General features: G+C 60.5%; 18 protein-coding genes. 15 read left to right on the forward strand and 3 right to left on the reverse strand.

Translation table 11 applies throughout. The features are described 5' to 3' along the window. Window positions 1-88 precede the first annotated feature (88 nt). The 6 genes from recC to AB5Y73_RS16675 all read left to right on the forward strand — a co-directional run bounded on the left by recC (window position 89) and on the right by AB5Y73_RS16675 (window position 12,278). Window positions 89-3,442 (forward strand): exodeoxyribonuclease V subunit gamma, encoded by a 3,354-nt coding sequence (gene recC / locus AB5Y73_RS16650; RefSeq protein WP_107684398.1) that lies wholly within the window; start codon window positions 89-91, stop codon window positions 3,440-3,442. Beyond that, complete coding sequence (gene recB / locus AB5Y73_RS16655; protein ID WP_181497006.1) at window positions 3,442-7,050, forward strand: exodeoxyribonuclease V subunit beta; 3,609 nt, start codon at window positions 3,442-3,444, stop codon at window positions 7,048-7,050. The genes recC and recB overlap by 1 nt, the downstream gene beginning before the upstream one ends. Then, complete coding sequence (recD, locus tag AB5Y73_RS16660; protein WP_181497007.1) at window positions 7,047-9,128, forward strand: exodeoxyribonuclease V subunit alpha; 2,082 nt, start codon at window positions 7,047-7,049, stop codon at window positions 9,126-9,128. Before recB ends, recD begins: the two co-directional genes overlap by 4 nt. 122 nt (window positions 9,129-9,250) lie before the next feature. Continuing rightward, the gene (locus AB5Y73_RS16665) at window positions 9,251-10,117 is read left to right on the forward strand and encodes an HNH endonuclease (RefSeq protein ID WP_127006282.1); all 867 of its coding nucleotides are present in this window, start codon (window positions 9,251-9,253) and stop codon (window positions 10,115-10,117) included. Between the two features lie 416 nt (window positions 10,118-10,533). Further along, window positions 10,534-11,013, forward strand: coding sequence for an N-acetyltransferase (locus tag AB5Y73_RS16670; RefSeq protein WP_181497008.1), 480 nt, complete (start codon window positions 10,534-10,536; stop codon window positions 11,011-11,013). 266 nt (window positions 11,014-11,279) lie between these two features. After that, the gene (locus AB5Y73_RS16675; RefSeq protein ID WP_181497009.1) at window positions 11,280-12,278 is read left to right on the forward strand and encodes a sensor domain-containing diguanylate cyclase; all 999 of its coding nucleotides are present in this window, start codon (window positions 11,280-11,282) and stop codon (window positions 12,276-12,278) included. 86 nt (window positions 12,279-12,364) lie between these two features. Here AB5Y73_RS16675 and AB5Y73_RS16680 read toward each other — a convergent pair whose 3' ends face one another. Next, window positions 12,365-12,991 carry a porin family protein gene (locus tag AB5Y73_RS16680; protein ID WP_181497010.1) on the reverse strand — a complete coding sequence of 209 codons (627 nt, stop codon included), beginning with the start codon at window positions 12,989-12,991 and terminating at the stop codon, window positions 12,365-12,367. A gap of 1,276 nt (window positions 12,992-14,267) precedes the next feature. Here AB5Y73_RS16680 and AB5Y73_RS16685 point away from each other — a divergent pair. Continuing rightward, window positions 14,268-15,032: a helix-turn-helix transcriptional regulator gene (locus AB5Y73_RS16685; RefSeq protein ID WP_005336490.1), complete on the forward strand. Its 765-nt coding sequence runs from the start codon at window positions 14,268-14,270 to the stop codon at window positions 15,030-15,032. Window positions 15,033-15,182: 150 nt separating this feature from the next. On the opposite strand, the gene AB5Y73_RS16690 is transcribed toward AB5Y73_RS16685, so the two are convergent. Beyond that, complete coding sequence (locus AB5Y73_RS16690; protein ID WP_181294950.1) at window positions 15,183-16,013, reverse strand: UTRA domain-containing protein; 831 nt, start codon at window positions 16,011-16,013, stop codon at window positions 15,183-15,185. Between the two features lie 198 nt (window positions 16,014-16,211). Between AB5Y73_RS16690 and AB5Y73_RS16695 the strand changes: the two genes are divergently transcribed. From AB5Y73_RS16695 to AB5Y73_RS16720, 6 genes are read left to right on the forward strand one after another with little or no spacing between them, the layout of a single operon-like run. Beyond that, complete coding sequence (locus AB5Y73_RS16695; RefSeq protein ID WP_047440511.1) at window positions 16,212-17,258, forward strand: ABC transporter substrate-binding protein; 1,047 nt, start codon at window positions 16,212-16,214, stop codon at window positions 17,256-17,258. 9 nt (window positions 17,259-17,267) lie between these two features. Next, window positions 17,268-18,101 carry an alkaline phosphatase family protein gene (locus tag AB5Y73_RS16700; RefSeq protein ID WP_058057088.1) on the forward strand — a complete coding sequence of 278 codons (834 nt, stop codon included), beginning with the start codon at window positions 17,268-17,270 and terminating at the stop codon, window positions 18,099-18,101. Then, a complete protein-coding gene (locus AB5Y73_RS16705; RefSeq protein WP_058057089.1) occupies window positions 18,101-19,000 on the forward strand; it encodes an ABC transporter permease subunit in 900 nt (299 codons plus the stop codon). Before AB5Y73_RS16700 ends, AB5Y73_RS16705 begins: the two co-directional genes overlap by 1 nt. Beyond that, window positions 18,993-19,769, forward strand: a complete 777-nt coding sequence (locus tag AB5Y73_RS16710) for an ABC transporter permease (protein ID WP_058057090.1) — start codon at window positions 18,993-18,995, stop codon at window positions 19,767-19,769. The genes AB5Y73_RS16705 and AB5Y73_RS16710 overlap by 8 nt, the downstream gene beginning before the upstream one ends. Before the next feature lie 6 nt (window positions 19,770-19,775). Then, on the forward strand, window positions 19,776-20,783 hold the full coding sequence (locus AB5Y73_RS16715; RefSeq protein ID WP_075115788.1) for an ABC transporter ATP-binding protein: 1,008 nt from the start codon (window positions 19,776-19,778) through the stop codon (window positions 20,781-20,783). A gap of 39 nt (window positions 20,784-20,822) precedes the next feature. Further along, on the forward strand, window positions 20,823-21,476 hold the full coding sequence (locus tag AB5Y73_RS16720) for an HAD family phosphatase (protein ID WP_019445452.1): 654 nt from the start codon (window positions 20,823-20,825) through the stop codon (window positions 21,474-21,476). Between the two features lie 115 nt (window positions 21,477-21,591). Here AB5Y73_RS16720 and AB5Y73_RS16725 read toward each other — a convergent pair whose 3' ends face one another. After that, window positions 21,592-23,226 (reverse strand): sensor domain-containing diguanylate cyclase, encoded by a 1,635-nt coding sequence (locus AB5Y73_RS16725; protein WP_107684393.1) that lies wholly within the window; start codon window positions 23,224-23,226, stop codon window positions 21,592-21,594. Window positions 23,227-23,309: 83 nt separating this feature from the next. On the opposite strand from AB5Y73_RS16725, the gene AB5Y73_RS16730 reads away from it, so the two are divergent. Next, window positions 23,310-23,750, forward strand: coding sequence for a DUF2214 family protein (locus AB5Y73_RS16730; RefSeq protein ID WP_075115790.1), 441 nt, complete (start codon window positions 23,310-23,312; stop codon window positions 23,748-23,750). Window positions 23,751-23,887: 137 nt separating this feature from the next. Next, window positions 23,888-24,787 carry a DMT family transporter gene (locus AB5Y73_RS16735; RefSeq protein WP_106843426.1) on the forward strand — a complete coding sequence of 300 codons (900 nt, stop codon included), beginning with the start codon at window positions 23,888-23,890 and terminating at the stop codon, window positions 24,785-24,787.

Raw genomic sequence — 24,787 nt, forward strand, 5'->3', positions numbered from 1 at the left:
CGATCCCCGACAATTCCTTTTCTTGTGAAGTGATGGAAATGGCTCGCCTTTTCCCTCGCCCCCTCTCATCCACAGGCGGGAATTGCTCATGTTTACCCTCTACCACTCCAATCAGCTGGATCTGCTCAAAGAGCTGCTGGTGAGCCGCATCCGGCAGGCCCCTCTCTCTCACCCCTTCGATCGGGAGCAGATCCTGGTGCAGAGTCCGGGCATGGCCCAGTGGCTCAAGCTGGAGCTGGCCAAAGCGTTCGGCATCGCCGCCAATATCGACTTTCCGCTGCCCGCCAGCTTTATCTGGGAGATGTTCACCCGGGTGCTGGCAGATGTGCCGCGCCAGAGCCCCTACAACAAGGGATCCATGAGCTGGCAGCTGATGACCATTCTGCCCGCCTTGCTGGAGCGCCCCGCCTTTGCCCCGCTCGCCGCCTATCTGGGTGGGGGAGATGAGGAGGATCCTACCCAGGATCCCGAGCAGGTGCGGTTGTGGCAGCTCTGCCAGAAGGTAGCGGATCTCTTTGACCAGTATCTGGTTTACCGGCCGGACTGGATCGCCAGCTGGGAAGAGGGGGAAGGATTGAGTCAGGATCTGGCCGGGGTGAGCGGTCAGGATTGGCAGCCGGAGCTGTGGCGCGAGCTGGTGGCACGAACGTTGGCGCTCTCTCCGAGCGGTTACCACCGCGCCAACCTCTACGAGGAGTTTATCCACGAGCTGGCGCGTACCACCGATCTGCCGGGCAAACTGCCGCAGCGGGTCTTCGTGTTCGGCATCTCGGCGCTGCCGCCGCGCTATGTGGAGGCGCTGCTGGCCCTCGGCAGTCGGCCGGAGGTGGAGGTGCACCTGTTCGTCACCAACCCCTGCCGCTACTACTGGGGGGATCTGCTGGATCGCAAGACGTTGGCGCGCCTCGAAAACAAGCTCAAACCCGGCACCGATATCGAGACCCTGCAAGGCCCCGCCAACCCGCTGCTTGCCTCCATGGGCAAGCTGGGGCGCGACTACCTGCACCAGCTGATGGAGCTGGAGGTGCCGCAAATCGAGGCTTTCGTCGATATCGACGAAGTGGATGGCAAAGGCAATGTCAGCCTGCTGCATGCCATCCAGAAGGATGTGCTGGAACTGGCCGAGCGAGGCGCCGGTCAGTTCGATCTCGACAGCAGCCACCACAAGAGCCCCATCGATCCGGCGGATGGATCACTGCAGATCCACGCTTGTCACGGCCCGATGCGCGAACTCGAGGTGCTGCACGACCGGCTACTGGCGCTGTTCGAACAGGATCCCGCCCTCACCCCGAAAGATGTGGTGGTGATGATGCCGGATGTGAACAGCTACGGCCCCTACATTCAGGCGGTGTTTGGCGCGCGCGGCCAGATCCCGTTTGCGGTCTCGGATCGTGCGGCGAGTCAGGAGAGCCCGCTGCTGCAAAGCTTCCTCGCTCTGCTCAGGTTGCCCAACGCTCGCTTCGGGGCGGGGGAGCTGCTCGCCATTCTCGAGGTGCCCGCCGTGCTGCGCCGTTTCGAGCTGGATGACGACGAGTTCAACCAGTTGCGGGTCTGGGTGCAGGAGACCGGCATCCGCTGGGGGCTGGACGACGGCTACCCCGTCCGTTTCGATCTGCCGCCCATGTCCGGCAACAGCTGGCTGTTCGGCCTGCGCCGCATGCTGCTCGGCTTCGCCATGGGGGATGGCGAGCCGGTGGCGGGCATCCTGCCCTACGCCGATATCGAGGGGCAGCAGGGGCTGGCGCTCGGCAAGCTCGCCTGGTTTGTCGATTCGCTGGCAGAATTCCTGCCCCGCCTGCAACAGGCCCAGCCGCTGGCCGACTGGAACGCCTGCCTGCTGGCGCTGCTGGAGCGCTTCTATCTGGCCGATGAAGATGAAGAGCGTCAGCTCCAGCTCATTCGCAGCCAACTGGCCGAGTGGCAGACCCGGCTTGGCGAAGCCCGCTTCGAGCAGCCCATCACCGCCGACCTGCTGCAGGATTACCTCGGCAGCGTGCTGGGAGAGTCCCGCTCCAGCCAGCGCTTCCTCGCCGGTCAGGTCAACTTCTGCACCCTGATGCCGATGCGCTCCATCCCCTTCAAGCAGGTCTGCCTGCTCGGCATGAACGACGGCGTCTACCCGCGTACCCTGGCCCCCATGGGGTTCGATCTGATGGCGGTGGCGTCGCGGCGGGGGGATCGCTCCCGTCGCGATGACGACCGCTACCTCTTCCTCGAGGCGCTCTTGAGTGCCCAGCAGGGGCTCTATATCAGCTATCAGGGCTTCAGTGCGCAGGACAACAGCGACAAGGTGCCCTCGGTGCTGCTGGCGGAGCTGATCGACTATGTGCGGCAGGGCTTTGTGCTGGCGGGGGATGAGGAGCTGGACGACGAAACTTCCGGCAAGCGGCTGCTCAACCACCTGATGGTGGCGCACCCGCTCACCCCCTACAGCCGCAACTACTTCTACCCGGAGGCGGGTTCGCGCCTCTTTACCTATGCCGCCGACTGGCTGCCCGCCCTCAATCCGGTGCGCGGTGCGGCCAACTTCCAGAGTGGCGAGCTGCCTTTACCTCCCGAATGGGGCAAGGAGCAGGGGCTGGAGCTGGCGGAGCTGCTGCGCTTCTATCGCCAGCCCACCAAATATTTCCTCAACCGTCGCCTCAAGGTGTGGTTTGAACTGAACGAAGCCAACATCGAGGACAGCGAGCCGTTCGAGCTGGATGGCCTGCAACATTATCAGCTGAAAGATCTGCTGCTCGATGCCCATCTGGCAGAAGGGGATAGCACCGAGCGTCGCGAGCGGTTGCAGCTCACCGGCCTGTTGCCGCAAGGGTGGTTCGGCAGCCTGCTGCTGGACGATCTGGACGCCGAGATGGGCAAGCTGGCGGATCGGCTGCGGCCATGGGTTGCGGCCAATGAGTCAGAAAAGCAGGCAGTGGAGATCAATATCTCGCTGACTCAGGGCCAGCTGCAAGGGTGGATCGACACCCAGAAGGGGCGTTTGCTGGTGGTCAAACCCGGCAGCTTCAACGGCAAGGATCTGCTGCTGGGCTGGATCCAGCACCTCTGCCTCTCATTGAGCGGCGCCCCCGGCGACACTCTGCTGTTCGATGCCAAGCAGAGTCTGCGCCTGCCTGCGCTGTCGGCAGACGAGGCACGCCCCAAGCTGGCGGCACTGGTGGCGTGCTGGGCGCAGGGGATGAAGCGGCCGCTGCCGTTTTTCCCCAACACAGCCTGGGATTGGCTCAAGGCGATCGAGAAGGATCCCGACAAGCCGGAGGCGGCCGACAAGGCGGCTCTCACCCGTTTCAACGGCGGCTGGATGATCAATGGGGAGGGGCAAGACGTTTACGTCGCCCGCTGCTTCCCCGAACTCGATGACGAGGTGCTTGGGCAGTTGCAGGCGCTGGCCCGCGAACACCTGACCCCGCTGCTCAAGACCCTGGAGGAGCTGAATTAATGGCTAACCCGCTCAATACATTGCGTTTTCCCCTCCATGGTGAACGACTGATCGAAGCCTCCGCCGGTACCGGCAAGACCTACACCATCGCCGGTCTCTACCTGCGCCTGCTGCTGGGCCACGGCCCGCTTATCGAAGAGGGCGCCGATGCCGGTCAGCCGAGCGCCCATGAACGGCCGTTGTCAGTGACCGAAATTCTGGTGGTGACCTTTACCGAAGCGGCCACCGCCGAGCTGCGCGGGCGGATCCGCGGTCGCATCCACGAGGCGCGGCTCGCCTTTATGCGCGGCCATAGCAATGATGCCCTGCTGGCCCAGCTGCTGGCCGAGGTGGAGGATCACGAGCTGGCAGCCCGCCGCCTGCTGGCCGCCGAGCGGCAGATGGACGAGGCGGCGGTCTTTACCATCCACGGCTTCTGCCAGCGGATGCTCAAGCAGAACGCCTTCGAGTCGGGTGCCCTCTTCGAGACCGAATTTCTCACCGATGACAGTCAGCTCAGGCTGCAGGCGGTGAGCGACTACTGGCGCGCCGAGTTCTATCCGGTGGATAAAACCCTCGCCAGCGCCGTGCGCGCGCTCTGGCCGAGCCCCGCAACCCTGCTGCGGGAGATGGGTAGCTGGCTCGACAACAGCGAGCTGGAGATCCACCCCGTGCTGGGGGACGAGACCCTCGCCGCTCGCCATCAGGCGGCCATGAATCGCATCGCGGCGGTGAAGAGCGAGTGGCTGGCGCAGACGGACGAGATCCGCCGCCAGACCGACGGCCAGATCAGCCGCTACACCGGCAAGAACTACGAAGGGTGGCTTGCCAAGATAGCCGACTGGACACTGGACGAGAGCAGTGGCTACGCCATTCCCAAGGAGCTGGAGCGCTTCGGCCAGACAGTGCTGGAGGAGAACCTCAAGAAGGGGGGCGCGGTGCCGACCCTGCCGCTGTTCAGCCAGATCGATGAACTGCTGGCCAGCCGCCCCGGTATTCGGGATCTCATCCTGCAACGGGCGGCCAGGGTGGTGCGCAGCCGGATGCAGGCGAGCAAGCGGCAGGCCCATCAGCTCTCGTTCGATGACTTGCTCAAAGACCTCGACGGGGCGCTCGGTTCCAGCCTGGGCGAGCGGCTCTGCGAGCGCATTCGCGCCACCTACCGGGTGGCAATGATCGACGAATTTCAGGATACCGATCCCCAGCAGTACCGCATCTTCCATCGGCTTTACGGCGGCCACACAGACACGGCGCTCTTGATGATCGGCGACCCCAAGCAGGCCATTTACGGCTTTCGCGGCGCCGACATCTTTACCTACATTCAGGCGCGGCGAAATGTGAGCGCCCACTACACCCTCGGGCGCAACTGGCGCTCCAGCAGTGCGCTGGTGGGGGCGGTCAACGGCCTGTTCGAGCGGGCCAAGGATCCCTTTATCTACGAGGCGGATATCCCCTTTCTGCCGGTGGAGGCCCAGGGCAAGAGCAAGGCGCTGCTGCTCGATGGCGAAGCCGCTCCAGTGCTCCACTGCTGGCAGCTGACCGGCCAGCCCACCTTCAATCGGGGGGATTACCAGAGCAAGATGGCCCGCGCCACCGCCGCCGAGATCCACCGCCTGCTGACCTTGGCCCGCGAGGGCAAGGCATTGATCGGTGATCAGGCGGTGAAGGCCGGAGATATCGCCGTGCTGGTGCGCACCGGCGCCGAGGGCAAGCTGGTGCAGCAGGAGCTGGCGCGCCTCGCCATCGCCTCCGTCTATCTGTCGAACCGCGAGAGCGTGCTGGAACAGGTGGAGGCGCGGGAGATTTTGCTGATTTTGCACGCCTGCCAGAACCCGAGCGAGGAGAGGAGCCTTAGGGCGGCGCTGGCGACCGGCCTGTTTGATCTCGACGCCAAGGCGCTCGATGGGCTGGCCAGCGACGAGCGGGCGTGGGAGAGCGCGGTGCAGGAGTTTATGGAGTACCGCAAGATCTGGCACCGCCGCGGCGTGCTGGCGATGCTGCGGGCCCTGCTGCATCGGCGCAATCTCGCCTCTTCGCTTTTGGCGAGCCCCTATGGCGAGCGGCGGCTGACCAACTTCCTCCATCTTGGCGAGCTGCTGCAACAGGTGAGCAGCGAGCTGGACGGGGAGTACGCCCTGCTGCGCTGGCTGGGGGAGGCGGTGAGCCGCCCCAACGGGCAGGATGCGGAGCAGGTACTGCGGCTCGAATCCGAGCGGAAATTGGTGCAGATCGTCACCATCCACAAATCCAAGGGGCTGGAGTACCCGCTGGTATTCCTGCCCTTTATCTGCAGCCACAGAACCGCCGAGACCCCGCTCTATCACGAGGCGGACGAGGCGGGCAATCGCACCATTCTCGATCTGACCGGCGCCGACTCGTCGCTCGCCGAAGCGGACAGGGAGCGCCTTGCCGAAGATTTGCGGCTGCTCTATGTGGCGCTGACCCGGGGCGTTTACGCCACCTGGCTGGGGCTGGCGCCGGTGCGGGCGGGGGCGGGCAAGTCGGAGAAGACCGACCTGCACCACACCGCCATCGGTTACCTGCTGCAAAAGGGCGAAGAGGGGGATGCGCAGACGCTGGCGACGGCCCTCACCGAGCTGGCGCAGGCGCTGCCCGGGGTGGCCGTCGGTGAGCCCTCGCTCACCCGTCCGGACCCGCTGCCGCCAGAGGAGGAGCAGTTGGGCGAGCCGCAGGTGCGCCACTTTAGCGGCTCCCTTGAGCGGGACTGGTGGATCAGCTCCTACTCCGGGCTGGCGGCGCAGGGTCACGGTCACAGCAAGGGGGTCTTGGCCAACCCCGGCTTCGATGACGAGGTAGTGACCGAGGCGGCTGCATTGGCTTCCGAGCAACCGGAAGAGGCGCCCCAGCCCTCCATCTTCACCTTCCCGAAAGGGGCGCGCCCCGGCACCTTGCTGCACAGCCTGTTCGAGACCATCGACTTTCAAAGCGCCGCGGGCGAGCCGCTGGCAGAGCATATCGCCAGTCTGTTGCTGCAAGACGGCTTCGACGAGAGCTGGGCCCCTGTGTTGCAACAGCAGGTCGAAGCGGTGCTGGATACCCCGCTCGATACCGGCTTTGGCGAACCGGTGCGGCTGCGGGATCTGGCCCCCGAGCGCAAACAGGTGGAGCTGGAGTTCTTCCTGCCCATGGGGCGGGTGACGGCACCGGCGCTGACCGCGCTCTGCCAGCAGCACGACCCGCTGTCGCGGGGCAACAAGCCGCTCAGCTTTGCCACCGTGCAGGGGATGCTCAAGGGCTTTATCGATCTGGTGTTCGAGTGGCAGGGGCGCTGGTATCTGCTCGACTACAAATCGAACCACCTCGGCATGAGCCCCGCCGATTACAGCCGTCCGGCGCTGGAGCGGGCGATGGCCGAGCACCGCTACGACCTGCAATACCAGCTCTACTCGCTGGCGCTGCACCGGCTGCTCACCCTGCGCCTGCCGGGTTACGACTTCGAGCAGCATTTTGGCGGTGTTTTCTATCTGTTCCTGCGCGGCATGCCGCAGGGGGGCATTTTCCATACCCGCCCGAGCCGTGAACTGGTGCTGGGGCTGGATAAGTTGTTTCGTGAGGGCAGTGAGCTGCCAGCAGCGGGATCCCAAGCATTGAACGAGGTAGAGGCATGAGCGGCACCATGATCAGCACCGCAACCAGCGCAATGATGGTTGAACGGCTCAAAACACTGGCGCTGGCTGGCCGCATCCGCCAGCTGGATCTGCAATTTGCCCGGCTGGTGGCCGACCTTGGCGGCAGCCCCGAGCTGGTGCTGGGGGCGGCGCTCACCTGCTTCGAGCTGGGGCGCGGCCATGTCTGTTTGCCGCTTGAAATGTTGACTGCCGGATCCCTGCGCCCGTTCGGGCTGGATCCCCAGCAGAGCCGGGATCTGCTGGGGGATCTGGCGGATCCTTCCCGCTGGCCCGCCCTGTTTGCGGCTAGTCCCTTGGTGGGCACAGAGCAGGATGAGGGGCTCGCCCCGCGCTGGCCGCTGCGGCTGTGGCACGGTCGGCTCTATCTCACCCGTTACCACGATTTTGAACTGGGGGTAGCCCGCCATCTGCGCGCTTTGAGCGAGCGCGCCGAATGGCCGGAGATTGCACCGGCTCTGTCGCGGCTGTTTGCCCGCGACTACGGGTTGGTGTTCGCGGCGCTGCTCAAGGCCCGCCTCGCCCCCGACTTCTCGGCCCGCCACTTTATCGAAAAGTATCTGGATCTGGTGTTCCCGAATGAAGTGGATTGGCCCGCCATCGAGGCGCTGCTCGCCAGCGCCCAGGCGGCGAGCGATTTGATCAAGCTGGATGCGCTGGTGCCCGAGGCGCTATGTTGCAACGGCCAGAAGCTGGCGGCGGCCACCGCGGCGGTGCGCCCCTTTGCGGTGATCTCGGGTGGCCCCGGCACCGGCAAGACCACCACGGTCGCCAAGCTGCTCGCCATTCTGGTGGAGACCGGCCTGCAAGCGGGCAAGGTACCGGCGATCCGGCTGGTGGCCCCCACCGGCAAGGCGGCGGCGCGCCTCACCGAGAGTATCGGTTCTGCCCTGCAGGCCCTGGATCTGCCCCCCGAGTGGGTCGAAGCGATCCCCACCGAAGCGGGCACCCTGCACCGGCTGCTCGGGGTCATTCCGGGGCGCAGCCAGTTCCGCCACCACGCGGGCAACCCGCTGCACCTCGACCTGCTGGTGGTGGATGAGGCCTCCATGGTCGACCTGCCGATGATGGCGCGCCTGCTTGATGCACTGCCAAGCCACGCCCGCCTGATCCTGCTTGGCGACAAGGATCAGCTCGCCTCGGTGGAGGCTGGGGCCGTGCTCGGCGATATCTGCAGCTTTATCAAACAGGGCATCAGCCCGGCGCAGGCGGATTGGCTCTCCCGCCAGACCGGCTACCGCTTGCAGGGCACGCCCGCGGGGGCGCCGGTGCGTGACAGCCTCTGCCTGCTGGCCAAGAGCTGGCGCTTTGATCAGCACTCCGGCATCGGTCAGCTGGCGCGCGCCTGCAACAGCGGCGATGCCGCGGCAGTGGAGGCAGTCTGGGGCATGGGCTTTGCCGATATCAGCCTGCATCCCTGGGCGGGGGAGGCCTACGACGCCCTGATTGCCCAGGGGGTGGCCGGCTACGGTGCCTATCTGAAGGCGGCCCGCGCGGGGGAAGCGCCCGCCGCCGTATTCAAGGCATTCAACAGCTTCCAGATCCTCTGCGCCCTGCGCGATGGCCCGTTCGGGGTGCTGGGACTTAACGAGCGGCTGGAACTGGCCCTGTCACGGGCTGGCCTGATTGCCCGCGATGGTGACTGGTATGCCGGTCGCCCGGTGATGGTGGTGCGCAACGACCACGGGGTCGGCCTCTACAACGGCGATATGGGGCTCTGCCTGCCCGATGAAACTGGCCGGTTAAAGGTCTGGTTTGAGCAGCCGGACGGCACTCTGCGGGCGCTGTTGCCCAGCCGGCTGCCGCCCCACGAGACGGTCTACGCCATGACTATCCACAAATCCCAGGGCTCGGAGTTTGCCCATACCGTGCTGGTGCTGCCCGACAGCCCCAGCCCGCTGTTGACCCGCGAGCTGGTCTATACCGGCATCACCCGCGCCAAGGCCCGGCTCGATCTCTACGGCGATCGCGCCCTGCTGGCCCAAGCGGTGCGGAAAAAGACCGAGCGTTATTCCGGATTGGCGGAGAGGTTGGGGGGAAGAAATTTGAAATTATTATAATGACAAAAACTATCCAATAATTAAAGATGGTTAAAGATACAAGCTTGTTAAATGTATATTTATATATGTTTATCGCCATGATTATGGGTTAGTTAATTTCATTTTTTAGCGTGAGGTTATAGATGTCTGTTAGTATGAAAACGATCAAACAACTATGTGGCAATGCTGCTAATCGTTGCGCATTTAAGGATTGTAGGATAGAGCTCATTATAGATGGGCATGATACTGACTCCAGCTCAGTTGTCGGTGAAGTATGTCATATCGTATCAAGAAGCAAGAATGGACCTCGAGGAGATTCAAAACTTGATGAAAGTTTGAAGGATGAATACGGCAATCTAATTCTTTTATGTCGTGTTCACCATAAAGAAATCGATGATAGAGTAAATTTCTACACAGTGGAGAAACTAAACTCAATAAAAATGGAACATGAGCGATGGGTTAAGGAGTCGCTATCTGAAAATAAAGAAAAATCTGATGGTTATATATTGTTTGAATTGTTTTACAATGCATTTTGGTTGCTGGAACACTCGAACTTCATAAGGGTTGATATTAATTCCTATAGTATTAAATATAGGAACTACATATATCAAAGGCTAAATAGATGTGCTGTTGCACTGAAAACTCTTGATAGTTGCAGCAGTCAGTCAGAACTTTGTATTGAACTATTGCGTAAAGAGTTCAATAAATCAACATGTGAGTATGAAGATTTTTCTGTCATTCATGGTCTTACCCATCGATTCATACTGAATATAAAGAAAGAGTTTAACTCCGCTTCTGACAAGCTGGTTATAGCTATGTCTAGAGCTTTTGTCCATGTATTTATGGACATCGTGAAAGAAAAATCAAAAATTGACTGTTCAGAGCTATTGGCGTGTATTGAAGCGTACTTTGGATTTTTAGACCAAAAACTAAATGAAATTCTTATTGTCGATAAGCTGGATACTTTGACAGAAGGTAAGGTTCTTCGTAGGCTTGAGCTAATTATGTAACTAATAAATATCACTCTGGAGTCCTACTTTTATCATGTATGCTGGATTTCGCAGGCTCAGCACCAACCTACTGCTTGTGTAGGTTGTGGCTGAGCGTAGCGAAGCCCAACGTTTACCGCGTAATCTCTTTTTTCCTTCCCCTCATCCCCAGCCCTTCTCCTCCTTTTTAAATAAATGGGAGAAGGGCGCAATGCCGTTACCGCTGTCCGATTACGCTTCGCTAATCGAACCTACACGGCTGACGATCATATTACCGGTGCCGCTTTATCCCCTCTCCCTCTGGGAGATGGCAGGGTGAGGGGGGAGGGTGCAAAGAACGAAGTGAATTGCACCGCTGCTATTTATCTGCCAAAAGGTGTAATGCGCTGCGCTTATTACACCCTACATCCAACCCACACACGACAGGATGTCATTGCTTGAGACTTGAATTTAACACTATCGATCTGGATCGGGATTACGAACTCTGTGTGCAGGCGCGCAGGGATGCCTATTTTTGCAGTTTTCATACCCATGACGGCTTTGCCGACTTTATCGACGGTTATCGGGAGCGGATCCGTGAAAGGCTGGGGAAGGCGCAATGGCACTACATTCATGTCTGGGCGGGTGAACAACGGGTGGGGCAGTTGGAGTTTCGCAGCGTTTCCGATGAACCCGAGACCGGTTATGTGCAGCTGATTTATCTGTTCCCCGAATATCGTGGCACCGGTTTGGCTGCCGTGTTGCAGGCCTATATCCGCCAGCAGTTGCTGGGGGCTGGCTGCAAATGGGCGATCCTCTCCGTGAGTCGTACCAATGTGCGGGCCTTGAATCATTACCGGCGTTTTGGTTGGGCATTTTTGCGCCCCAATCCGAAACATCAGGAGACGGATTTTTATCGGCTGACTCTGGCCGAGTGACTTCTGTGGGGCCTCTGGGTATCCCCTCATTTATTCCCATCCCCCAAATGACTGAATCGTGAGTTAAATCCGGTAAATGGGGCGCGCTTGAGCCACACTTATGACCACCCTGATTCAGCCTGTGCCGTGAGTGGCCGATAACCGGGGAAACGGCGGTGCGGTGGGGTTCTGGCTGATAGATCTGTTGCAATATGCCAAGGTAGCGCCTCACGACAACAGCGCGATTCCCCGTGGTGGCGCGGGGCGGAAGGACAAGGATAACTGCTATGGTGCAGGACAGTGACACGATCAGGATCTCGGATGTCAGCGAGGCCGTGGTGCATGGCATTCTGGAGGTGACCAGCGATGGCATCTGGGATTGGCATGCCAATACCGGTTTTGTCTATCGCAACTCGGGCTGGTACCGGATGCTGGGTTACGAGCCTCACTCCCTCGGCAATACCGTCTTCACCTGGGAGAACGTGATCCACCCCGACGATCTGGCGGCAGTGATGGCGAAGTTCGATCTCTGCCTGAGCGGCAGCGCCCATGAGTATCGCGCCGAGTACCGTTGCCGCTGCCGGGATGGCAGTTACCTCTGGATTGAGGATTACGGCCGCATCATTGAGCGCAATCCCGACGGGTCTGTGGCGCGGATGATCGGTGCCCATCGCGATATCCACGCCAGCAAGTTGTTGCTGGAGCAGCTGGAGCGGCGCAATCAGTCGCTGGAGCAGCAGGTTGCCGAGCGTACCGCCGAGCTGGTGCGACTCAACGAGGCGCTGCAACAGAAAGCCGAGGAGAACCGTCTGTTGGCAGAGACCGATGCCCTGACTGGCGCCGCCAGCCGCTATCGGCTGGAGCGGGCATTACAGCTGGAGTGCGAGCGGGCGCGCCGCTTCCATCAGCCGTTTACGGTGATCGCCATGGATGTGGACAACTTCAAGCAGATCAACGACAGCTATGGCCACAATGCCGGGGATCAGACCCTGATCAACATAGTTGCGCTGGTGCGTCGTCATATCCGCGAGATCGATCTGCTGGCCCGCTGGGGCGGTGACGAGTTTATGGTGCTGCTGCCCAACACTGGCCGCGAGGATGCGCTGGTGGTGGCGAGCAAGTTTCAGGCATTGATGGCGAGCGAGCCCATCTGCCCACACGCTTCCGCTTCCATGAGCTTCGGGTTGGCGGAGTATCAGCAGGATGAGCAGAAGGAGAGCCTGATGGTGCGCGCCGATCGGGCGCTCTATCAGGCCAAGCAGCTGGGTAAAGACCAGATCTGCTAACGCGCAGGGCACGGAAAGAGAGCAGTAAAAAGGGCCGCAGGTTTGAAACCTGCGGCCCTTTTGCATTGTTACTGACGCGGCGCGACTTAGAAGTGGTAGCGCAGACCCAGCTTGAAGGTATCTAGAGAGTAGTGCTCTTCACCCAGGCTCAGGGCGTCGAACTGGCGCTCGTAACCGATACCGGCAGAGAAGTGGTCGTTGAAGGCGTAGTCCAGACCTACTTCCAGATTGGGGTGTACCTTGCTCTTGGTTGCGCTCTCGTTTACCTGACCGCTGAAACCGAGGAGGGTGGCGTTGCCGACAACTTCCACTTCGGTGCGGGTGTAGGCGATGCCCGGTTTGGCATAGGCGCTGAAGCCCCAGGCCAGCGGCTGGCTCAGCTTGGCTGCCAGGCTGATGCTGCGGGTGTCGATGGTGGTGTCGGCAAAGCCGGTTGCAATCGGGGAGGTCACCCAGGTCAGCTGATCCATCTGTTGGGCGTGCAGGCCACCTTCAACCGCCAGCCAGGGTTTGAAGCTGTAACCCACGATCAGGCTGCCGCCGTCGAGCTGGTCGTCGATCACTTTGGCGTCATAGGCGTCTTTGGCAGCACCATCGAGATCCATCTTGGAGGTGGTCAGATCCAGACCTGCATACCAGCCTTCGGCATGGGCGCCGCCATTCATGGCCAGAGCAAGCAGGGAGAAAGCGGCAATTTTATTAAACTTGTTCATGGATAAATAACCTTGTGTTGCGTGAACTGCGTGTGATTTATATTGCTCAATCCATGAAGCTTTTTATATTTCCGTCATTGCTCTGCTTTCACAGAGGGGCCGCAGTATAGTCAGCACATTTCTGAATAACAAGAGAGTGATTTCCCCATTTTTCTAAAAATGACTGGCTGCAAGAAGGGGCATTTTGTTTAATAAATGGTGTTATTAGAGTTTTAGCTTTATTGATGTTTAAATAATTAACTGGTGAGGCAAATGACAGGCTGTGAGTTCGATTTTGATTCTATCTGATTGATTTGTATCGGCATTAAATTTTCATTCGAGTGTAGCCGTGATGAGTTGTCTAAAAATTGGCATCTCAGATGTCACTGATTGGCATCAGGTTCTTTTCGATGATTTTTTGAACGCATCACAAGGTGAAACCATGAGAAAAAAAATCTATCTTTTTGCCTGTTTTTTGCTCTTTTCTAGGTTTGGGATTGTTCCCATTGTGACTTTTGGTGGTCTTTTGAGGCTGTTTTTGTGTGGGCCATGCTACCCATCAGATACGCGAATGGGCGCTTGTGGGTGGTTTTTCATTTCTCCCGGCAGCAGTTGTTGGGGTGGGCATAAGGTGCGATAAGCAGATATGGGTCGTGCGGCCTGATTAATTTTGTCTGCTTATATACACAAGCCATTTAAAAGATAGTTTTTTGGAGTTTTAAATAACTTTGTTATATTCGTTTTTATATTTTCGAAGCTTTCCAAACAGGTCATTTAAATATATTGAATGGCAATGAAGCGCTATTAATGATCGTTTAGGATACCTTGCCAGAGAGGTCGTAGTGGCTGGCGCATCAGTGGGCGGCGGGTGGCCTGTGACACTTCCCCTTGCCGGGGCCCTTGACCTGACCTGCGAATTCAGGGAAAAGAAAAGGGCGGTGCTATCAGCGCCGCCCAATGCCAGGAAAGAGAAAAAACCTTACGGTTTAAAAGATAAAAATTTGGAAGCAAACAATCGATTTCTCAACCAGGAAGGGTCTTGAATTCGATACGTTTCGATTATGCGCGATGTTCTATGCAGCACTAGCAAAATGTTTGCGGGTTGAAAGATATGCACTGTCTGGTGTCAGATTTTGCGACCTCATCGTTCAACTGGTCTGTCCTGATGGGTGTTGTAGGCGATTTTTTCTCTAGGCTGTTTTTTCGGTGTCAATATCTGAGCCTTGAAGGTAAAAACAGGTCAGAAGCTGACTCGGCATAACCATGCAATGAAAGTGCGATAACAAGGAAGAGTGGCATGACCTACAGCCAGACCCTGGCCAACAATATTCTCGACACCCTGAAGAAGACCCTGACCGACAAGGGGATCCGCTATCAGACCCTGGCAGAAGCCATGGGTGTCTCCATCGCGACCGTGAAACGGATGATGAACAAGCCCTCGCTGCCGTTCGATACTCTGCTGGAGATCTGCCATCTGGTGGGGCTCTCGTTCGAGGAGTTGCTGGATCGCACTCAGGACGCCCAGAGCCGCCGCGCCGTCTTCACTCAGGAGCAGGACGAGGCGTTTCACAACGAGCCGGGGCTCTACGCCTTTCTCGCCAATATCTTCTGGCGCGACAAGACGCTGATCGATCTCAAGCGGGAGTACGGCCTGACCGATGCCTCCTGCTACCTCTATCTGCGCAAGCTGGAGAAGCTCGGCATTTTGCAGCTTGGTATCGACAACAGTTACCACTTCCTGATCAGCGAGCGGATCAGCTTCGAGCAGCACAGCCGTTTCGCCCGTCAGCAGGCGCGGCAGGCAATGTCGGTGCTGGGGGAGTATCTGGTGGAGAACATGCACAAGTCGAACAACTATATGGCGCTCTGCCAGCTGCACCTCAACGAGGGAGAGGCGATGGCGCTGATCGACCGGATGAAGGAATACTGGCATCAGGAGATCAAGCTCAACCGCCCCGCCATCGGCCAGCAGGAGCACGCCAAGACCTACACCATGTCGCTGCAACTGGCCGACTGCGGCTACCAGAGCTTCGACGACATGATCCCCAATATCGACAACTGATCCCGGCGGATCCTGCGGGATCCGCTCTGTTGGTGTCTGGTTATTCCGTGAATTGAACTGTCTGCGATCTGCCTGTGGCCGGTTGCATCGCTCGGGTATTGAGGCCGATGCGGATCGCCACTGTGCTCGGCAGTGCTCTGGATATTTTCTCTAATCGGCGACCCGGGTTTGTTGCAGCTTGCCTGCGATTGGTTGCAACGCCCGGGTATCGAGACAGATACGGATCGCATCCGGCCGCCAGTGCTCGATATCGCAATCCACCAGACCGCCCCGCTCGTCGTAATTGACCCGCACCAGCCGCAGCACCGCGCTCCCCTCTGCCAGATTGAGGGCGCGGGCGATGGCGCCGCGCGCCGCCGAGGGGGTGATCTCGAGACTCGCCCCACCCTGGCCTATGCCATAGCGCTGCTGATAGAGCTCGGTGAGGGAGCTGGCCAGCGGCGCGCTGGCGATATCGGGAAAGCGGCTGGCCAGCAGGTGGTGGCTGACATGGAGCACAGGACGGCCGTCGATCAGCCGCTGGCGGCGGATCTCATAAAGTGGAGTAAAGGGTTCCAGCCCCATCCAGCGACACAGCTCGCTGCTGGCAAGCTCGCTGCCGTGGGCCAGCACCCGGGTTTCGGCGGTGCGCTGCTGCTCGCCGATCCACTGGTGAAAGTGGGTGTGGATGGCGGGATCGTAGGTGAGGCGCGGCGGGGCCACAAACCAGCCGCGTCGCTCGGCCCGGTAGATAAGGCCGTCTGCTTCGAGGCTGGAGAGCGCCTCCTTGATGGTGATACGGGTGGTAGCGAAGCGCTCGCTCAGGGCCCGTTCGGCGGGTAGCTGCTGCCCGGCCCCCAATTGGCCGCTGCCGATATAGCGGCGCAGGGTCTGGCAAATCTGTTCGCACTTGGAGGAGGAGCGGCCATCGGCCGTGCTCTGTTCGTTCACTCTCTGCTCGCTCAATCTCGGCTCGGTCACATTCTTGTCCCTGTTGCTTATTCAGAAGGCGGGTGGCTGGCCAATCCCTTACTGGAATAGTCCAGCCTCACTCGAGTTCAGAGTTGTAACCGCTGTGGATGACAGCGCCATGACAGGGTGATTGTCATCAAACTGCCATTAAAGCGCCCCGCCACCGTCACAATTCCCCTCTAGCATCCCTCTCGAACCTTAACTGACCTAGTCCAGAGGGATGGGATGATGAAAAGCGTGATCGCAAGTGCACTGGCCCTAGTGGCCATCAGTCAACCGCTGTTTGCCGCCGAAAATATCGCAGATCTTGAGAAGGCCGCCCGTGGCGAAGGCCAGCTCCACAGCATCGGCATGCCCGACAGCTGGGCCAACTGGAAGGATACCTGGCAGCAGCTGGGCAGCATCTACGGCATCAAGCATCAGGATACCGACATGAGCTCGGCGCAGGAGATCGCCAAGTTCGCCGCCGAGAAGGCCAATGCCACCGCCGATATCGGCGATGTGGGCGGCGCCTTCGGTCCGGTTGCGGTCAAGCAGGGTGTTACCCAGCCCTACAAACCCTCCACCTGGGCCGATATTCCCAACTGGGCCAAGGACGCCGACGGTCACTGGATGCTGGCCTATACCGGCACCATCGCCTTCCTGATCAACAAGGATCTGGTCAAGGCCGCCCCCACCAGCTGGCAATCCCTGCTGGGTGGCGACTACAAGGTGACCCTGGGTGATGTGGGCGTTGCCTCGCAGGCCAACAACGGCGTGCTGGCGGCGGCCTATGCCACCGGCGGTAGCGAGAAGAATCTGAAACCTGCACTGGAGCTGTTCGGCCAGCTGGCCAAGCAGGGTCGTCTCTCCCTGAACGACCCGACCATCGCCAACATCGAGAAGGGCGAGGTGGAAGTGGGTGTGCTGTGGGACTTCAACGCCCTCAACTACCGCGACCAGATCGACCCCAAGAAGTTTGATGTGGTGATCCCGAGTGACGGCTCCGTCATCGCCGGTTACACCACCATCATCAACAAGTGGGCCAAGAACCCCAACGCCGCCAAACTGGCGCGGGAATACATCCTCTCCGATGCCGGTCAAATCAACCTGGCCCGTGGCTACGCCCGCCCGATCCGCAGCAACGTGACCCTGCCGGATGACGTGAAGGCCAAGCTGCTGCCAGCCGAGCAGTACGCCAATGCCAAGCCGGTGCAGGATCACGCCGCCTGGGAGCAGAGCTCCAAAGCCCTGCCGCGCCAGTGGCAAGAAACCGTCATGATCAACATGCAGTAAGGGAATCCAGTGCAACACAAGGTGATAGTGGTACTTGTGGATGGTCTGGCAGCCGAGGTAGCCCACACCATGGGCTACCTCGGTGGCATGGTGGAGGCGGGGCGGGGCCTGCATACGACCCTGAATGCAGCCCTGCCGTCTCTCTCCCGACCCCTCTACGAGTGCATCCTGACCGGCGTGCCGCCAGTGGTGAGCGGTATTACCCACAACGGGGTGAGCCGCCTCAGTCTGCATGACTCCATCTTCCATCTGGCCCGCGCTGCGGGCAAACGCACCGCAGCGGCGGCCTACCATTGGGTGAGCGAACTCTACAACCGCAGCCCCTGGCTGGCGGCCCGCGATCGCTTTACTCACGATGAGCAGTTGCCCATCCAGCACGGCTGCTTCTACTGGGATGACTACTATCCCGACAGCCATCTGCTGATGGATGGGGAATGGCTCAGAACCCAATATGACCCCGATTTTCTGCTGATCCACCCGATGGGGGTGGACGATGCGGGCCACAAGTTTGGCCTCGATTCCCGCCAGTACCGCAATCAGGCGCGCCGGATGGACAGCCTGCTGGCCGATCTGCTGCCCCAGTGGCTGGCGGAGGGGTATCAGGTGGTGATCACCTCGGATCACGGCATGAACAACGACCTGAGCCACGGCGGCACCCTGTCGGAAGAGCGCACCGTGCCACTCTGGCTGTTTGGCGATGCCTTTATCGAGCGCTGGCCGGATGGAGTGGTGATCGCCCAGACCCAGCTCTGCGCCCTGATGGCCGATCTGCTGGGCATCCCCCACGACAAGCCGGCTGCGCCACCGCTGCTCAAGGCGGCCTTTATGCGCGAGGTGCACTGATGATGCCTGCCACCACCGAGATTCTCGTGGATCAACCCGTGGCAACCAAGCGCAAGGTGCGCCGCCACTGGCTGCCCGCGCTGGTATTGCTGCCCTTTATCCTGTTGATGATCCTGTTCCAGCTCGCCCCCATGGTGTGGGTGCTGGTGGGCAGCTTTCAGACCCCGGATGGCTGGGGCATCGACTACTACCGGGAGATTTTGAGCTCCCCCTTCTACCTGCAATCGTTCGGCAACTCGTTGCGTATCGCCGGTATCGCCAGTCTGGCGGGGCTGGCTATCGGTACCCTCGGGGCAGCCGCGCTGCGCCACAGCGGCGAGCGGGTCAAACGGCTGCTGCTGGCCTTTGTCACCATGACTGGCAACTTCAGCGGGGTGCCGCTGGCGTTCGCCTTCATCATCATTCTCGGCATCAACGGTGCAGTGACCCTGCTGCTGAAATCCTGGGGATTGATCGACGGCTTCAACCTCTACTCGGGCAGCGGCCTTATCCTCATCTACACCTACTTCCAGATCCCGCTCGCCCTGCTGCTGCTCTATCCGGCCTTCGATGCGCTGCAGGATGAGTGGCCGCAGGCTGCCGCGTTGCTGGGGGCGAGCAAGGGGCAGTATGTGTGGCATGTGGCGCTGCCGGTGCTGACGCCTGCGCTGCTCGGCACCCTGATCATCCTGTTTGCCAACGCGGTGGGGGCTTATGCCTCCGCCTACGCCCTCACCACCGGCAACTTCAATCTGGTGACCATCCGGGTGGCCAGTCTAGTCTCCGGCGACATCTTCCTCGAGCCCAATATGGCGGCGGCGCTGGCGGTGATCCTGATGGTGCTGCTGGGGGTAGTGACGGCCGCCAACCAGTGGCTGTTGAAAAAGAGCTATGTGAACAAGGGGCAATCCCATGCATGATTTGACGCCGCGCTGGCCAAAGTGGGTGCTGGGTGGGCTGGTCGCCACCCTGCTGCTGCCGCTGCTGGCCACGTTTCTCTACTCCATCTCCACCCGCTGGGGGGCGACCCTGCTGCCAGATGGCTTCACCCTCGACTGGTATCTCAAGCTGTGGGGCGATCCGCGCTTTCTGGCGGCGTTTGGCCGCAGCCTCCTGGTCTGCTTCGCCACCCTGCTGCTGGGGACGTTGGTGTTGGTACCCACCGTGCTGGTGGTGGCCTACTACTTCCCCAAGCTGGATCCCTGGATGAACCTGTTGATCCTGCTCCCCTTTGCGGTGCCGCCAGTGGTCTCTTCGGTGGGGCTGTTGCAGATCTACGCTGACGGCCCGCTGCCAATTATTGGCACGCCGTGGATCCTGATCGGCACCTGGTTCACCGTGGTGCTCCCCTTCATGTTCCGGGCGCTGGCCAACAGCCTGCAAGGGGTGCCGCTGAAAGATCTGATGGATGCCGCCCACCTGCTGGGGGCAAGCAGTCGGCGCGCCTTTCTGCTGGTGGTGATCCCCTGTCTGCGCAAGGGGCTGCTGGCGGCGCTGTTTCTCTCGCTCTCCTTCCTGCTCGGCGAGTTCGTGTTTGCCAACATGCTGGTGGGCACCCGCTACGAGACCCTGCAGGTCTACCTCTACAACATGCGCGCCACCTCGGGCCACTTCACCAGTGCCCTGGTGATGAGCTACTTCCTGCTGACCCTGCTGCTCACCTGGGCGGCCAACAGATTTCATCGGTGATCCAAGATGTTTCATTTAGAAGTCAATCAGTTGCACAAATCCTACGGCGATACGCCGGTGTTCGAGGGGATCGAGTTCGGCATTCGCAAGGGGGAGCTGGTGACCCTGCTCGGCCCCTCCGGCTGCGGCAAGTCCACCCTGCTGCGGGCGCTGGCCGGGCTCACTCCGGTAGATGGCGGTCAGGTGCGGGTGGCCGGTGAGGACATCACCTGGCAGGCGCCCCAGAAGCGGGGCATCGGCATGGTGTTCCAGAGCTATGCGCTGTTCCCCAACATGACGGTGTGGGACAACGTTGCCTTCGGCCTCAAGATGAAGCCACAGCCGGGACGGGATCTCGCCGCCAGCGTGCAGGAGGCGCTGGAACTGGTGGAGCTGACCGGCTTCGAGCGCCGCTATCCTGCCGAGCTCTCCGGCGGTCAGCGCCAGCGGGTGGCACTGGCCCGGGCTTTGGTGGTGCAGCCGCGGATCCTGCTGCTGGACGAGCCGCTCTCGGCGCTGGATGCCCGCATCCGCCGCAGCCTGCGCCAGCAGATCCGCGAGATCCAGCAGCGGCTCGAACTCACCACCATCTTCGTGACCCACGATCAGGAGGAGGCGCTCACCATGTCGGATCGGATCTTCCTGATGAACAAGGGCTCCATCGTCCAGAGCGGCACGCCGGAGCAGATCTATACCCGCCCCGCCAGCGAGTTTGTGGCGGGCTTTATCGGCAACTACAACCTGCTCGGCGCTGAGCAGGGCAAGTCGCTGTTCGGCCCCCGTTTTCAGGGCAAGCTGGCGCTGCGGCCAGAGTCCATCACCCTGCTGCCCGCCGGGGCGACCAGCAGCGAACCCAGCCTGCCCGGCATCGTTCGCCAACATCAGCTGCTCGGCAACGTGATCCGCTATCAGGTGGAGTGCGAGGCAGGGCTGTTGACGGTGGATTGCCTCAACCGTTCGGCTGGCGATCTGCTGGCCACCGGCAGTGCCGTGACCCTGGCGGTGGCCCGGGATCAACTCTGTGAGGTAGCATGAGGCCGCATTTCATTTCCATTTTCACTGCGAGGAGCGCCCATGGCACTGGCACTGTTTGATCTGGACGAGACCCTGATTGCGGGGGATTCCGCCAGCCTCTGGCTGGAGTACATGGTGGCCGAGGAGCTGGCCCCCGCCAGCATGATCGCGGAGGAGCAGGCCATGATGTCCCTCTACCATCAGGGCAAGATGGACATGCACCAGTACATGGCCTTCACCCTGCAACCGCTGGCGGGCAAGACGCGCCAATGGCTCGACTCGCTCTCTACCCGCTTTGCCGAGCAGGTGCTGCGCGAGCGCCTCTACCCCGAGGGGTTGGCGCGCATCGAATGGCATCGGGAGCGGGGCGACGACCTGGTGCTCATCTCCGCCTCCGGCGAGCATCTGGTCGCCCCCATGGCAAAGATGCTGGGGATGGATCACTGCGTCGCCATTTTGCTCGATGAGGAGGAGGGGATGCTGACCGGCCAGACTCGCGGCACCCTCAGCTTTCGCGAGGGCAAGGTGGCCCGCATCAACCAGCTGTTTGCAGGCAGGGACCACCTCTGGCAGGGGAGCTTTGGCTACAGCGACTCCCACAACGATCTGCCCATGCTGCGGGCGGTGAGCCATCCCCATGCGGTCAATCCGGCCCCTGCGCTGCGCCAGCAGGCCGAGGAGCTGGGCTGGCCGGTGTGGGAGTGGCAGCGCTGAGTCGCGCGCCACACTGGCTTAACGTGCGGCAAGAAGCACGATAAACAAAGAGAGAGGCTGGAGCCTCTCTCTTTGTTTTTGCTGACGGCGTTGTGGTTGGTGCTGGCCGCTGGGGCTACCCCTCGTTGGTTTGTTGCTTAGGCTCGCCAAAGGCGGGAATGTCCTCCTCGGCCCTCTGGTGAGGGGTGTGGCGCAGCGGGAAGCAGATACGGTTTTTCCCCTCCCGCTTGGCCTGATAGACCCCCTTGTCGGCCAGCTCCACCAGCTCTTTGGCCGAGAGCCCGGAGCGGCTGAAAGCCACCCCGCCGCTGATGGTGATGGTGAGATCGGGTTCGCGCCACTCCAGTTGTTCCACCCCGAGCCGGAACGCTTCCAGCAGGGAGGGGAGCATCGGCTGCTCTTCGCCGTAACGGAAGATGAGCACCAGCTCCTCGCCGCCATAGCGGCAGAACCAGCCCCACTCGTGGAACAGATTCATGCCCAGCTTGCTCACCCGCTTGAGCACCACATCCCCTGCCTGATGGCCATGGGTATCGTTGACCCGTTTGAAGTTGTCGAGATCGAACATCACCACCCCGAAGGGAGCGCCACTGTTGAGCTGCTTCTGCAGGCACTCGTCGAAGAAGCGACGATTGTAGAGCCCGGTGAGCTTGTCCTGATGGGCTTGCAGGCGGATCTGGGCAAAGTCCTGACTGGCGGCATCCATCTCTTCATAGACCTTGGCCAGCTCCAGCATACGGCGGCCGTTGTAGGCGATACCGCCGGAGCGGCTGGCGCGGATCAGCAGGGTGATCTCCCCCAGCATACGGCGAAAGTAGCGGGACCAGAGCAGTGCCAGCAGCAGATAGAGGATGCAGGCGACGGCAATCATTAGCTGCACGTTGATGGAGACGCTGTCGATCACCTGCTGCATGCTGGCAGTTGGCTCGACGCTGAGCAGGATCCAGCGCTGCTCGGGGATGCGGTAGTAGGAGACCATCAGGCCGCTGGCATCATCGAGGAAAAAGCCCTGCGCCTGTTGCATCCGGGCCAGCCAGTCGGGGTGAGCGAGGGGTTTGAATACCCGTTCGCGATCCGGATGGGCCAGCACCAGTCCATCATGGTTGAGCAGGATCTGATAGCCATTGCCCAGATGATGACTCTGATCATGCCGACTGTTTAGCCAGCTGGCGAGGGGGGTGAGTTGGGTATCCAGCGAGAGTACGCCAACCCGCTTGCCGTCAGGATCTTCAATTACCCGGGCCAGCGCCATGGTGAGAGTGCCCAAGGTGTAGTCGTAATAAGGATCGGTCCAGACAATCTGTCCGGGATGGCTGGATGCCAGCAGATACCAGGGGCGGGTTCTGGGATCGAACTTCTCGTCGGCCTGCCAGGATGGGTGGATCAGCATCTTGCGATGCTCGGTGCCCACGTAGACGTAATCGAGTTCCATCACCTTGTGATAGGCCTGCCACTGTTGCAGGTAGCGCTCGCCGTTAAGGATCTCCGGGCCGCTGAAATCCTGATAATTTACCTGCTGATAAATGAGCGTAAACTGGCGTTTGAGGGTCGCCAGATAGGGTTCGATCAGGGTATGGAAATACTGGGTGTTGCGAGCAATCAGATATTGTTGCTGCTCGTGGCGCAGGGTGCGCTCCATATGCAGGTAGTAGATGCTGCCGAGCAGCAACACAGGGATAAAGAGCAAGAGGAGGCCCAGCCGCATGCGGGTGATCAAAGACCAAGTGTTCTTGGGCTTGGCGGGGGACATGAACAGATCCTTTTCGTCTCGGGTGACACCAGCATATATGATGCTGTGCGGCTCGTCTAAAGGCAGAAAATGAGATGTTTCCGATGCTGAACCACACTCTGCTCTCAATGATTCATTATGGCAGCATAGCGGTGCTAATCCTTGCCCTCTGTGTCGAGTATCTGATCTTTCGGCGCGGCCTGAACATGCTGCGAGTGCGCCGCCTGCTGCTGGCAGATGGGGTGGCTGCGCTGGCGCTCTTCTCCATCTTTGCGACCGGGTGTCTGCTGGCCCTCGAACATGCCAGCTCGGTGGCAGAGATCTTTGCCCATCCTGCCCACAGCCTCAAGATGGGGCTGTTTCTGCTGATTGTCGGCTCCCTCGTTTATCCCAGCCGCCTCTTCTATCGTTGGCGTCGTGCCCTGCGTCTGGGCAAGGCGCCGATGATCTCCATTCAGCAGCACTTCCGGGTGGTGTGGATCCTGCGGGGCAATCTGCTACTGATTGCCCTGTTGGCCGTGTTCACCAAGCCCTCGCTGCTGTAACACTCGCTGTGCTCAAAAGCCGTGCGATGCAGAGCATGGGGAGCGAGAGCGAAGACAAAGAGTGAAGACAAGAGGATAGGGAGGCGGGTATCTTGGATCGGATAACCCGTCACGCGCCGATTTAAGGAAGAATCGCCATGCGCTCCAATCTGATGTTGCTGATGGCTGCCACCATCTGGGGTATGGGCTTTGTCGCCCAGCGCCTCGGGATGGATCACATGGGGCCCTATACCTTCAATGGCCTGCGCTTTCTGCTCGGCGCCCTCTCCCTGCTGCCGCTGCTCTGGTGGCTCAAATCCCGACAACCTGTTGCCGTCGCGGGCGACCATCGCCAACTGCTGATCGGTGGTGTGCTGGCCGGGCTGGTGCTGTTCTGCGCCGCCTCCCTGCAGCAGGTGGGGCTGCTCTATACCACCGCCGCCAAGGCCGGTTTCATCACCGGGCTCTACATCATTCTGGTGCCGGTACTGGGGCTGCTGCTGCGCCACAAGAGCGGGCTCAATACCTGGATCGGCGCCATCATCGCGCTGGCCGGTCTCTATGTGTTGAGCGTTACCGACGAGTTCACCATCGGCTTTGGCGATCTGCTGCAGGTGGTCGGCGCCCTGTTCTGGGCCGTTCACCTGCTGCTGGTGGATCACTACTCCAACCGGGTTGCTCCCATCAAGCTCGCCGGAGTGCAGTTCGTGGTCTGCGGCCTGCTCAGCCTTGCCACCGCCTTTGTTATCGAAACCCCGACGTTAAGCGGCGCAGTGGCCGGTTGGCAGGCGCTGCTCTATGCCGGGCTGGTGTCGGTCGGGGTGGGTTATACCCTGCAGGTGGTGGGGCAGCGGGGCGCTCATCCTGCCCATGCCGCCATCATCCTCAGTCTGGAGACTGTCTTCGCCGCCGTGGGTGGCGTGTTGCTGCTGGGTGAGACGCTGGATGAGCGTGCCATTGCCGGTTGCGCCCTGATGCTGGCGGGGATGCTCATCTCTCAAATCCGGCTGCGCTGGTGGTGGAAGTCGCGCCGGGACAAGGTGCCCGCGACCAAGTAA

This window comes from Aeromonas sp. s7(2024) (assembly GCF_040907825.1).
Taxonomy (GTDB): Bacteria; Pseudomonadota; Gammaproteobacteria; order Enterobacterales; family Aeromonadaceae; genus Aeromonas; species Aeromonas veronii.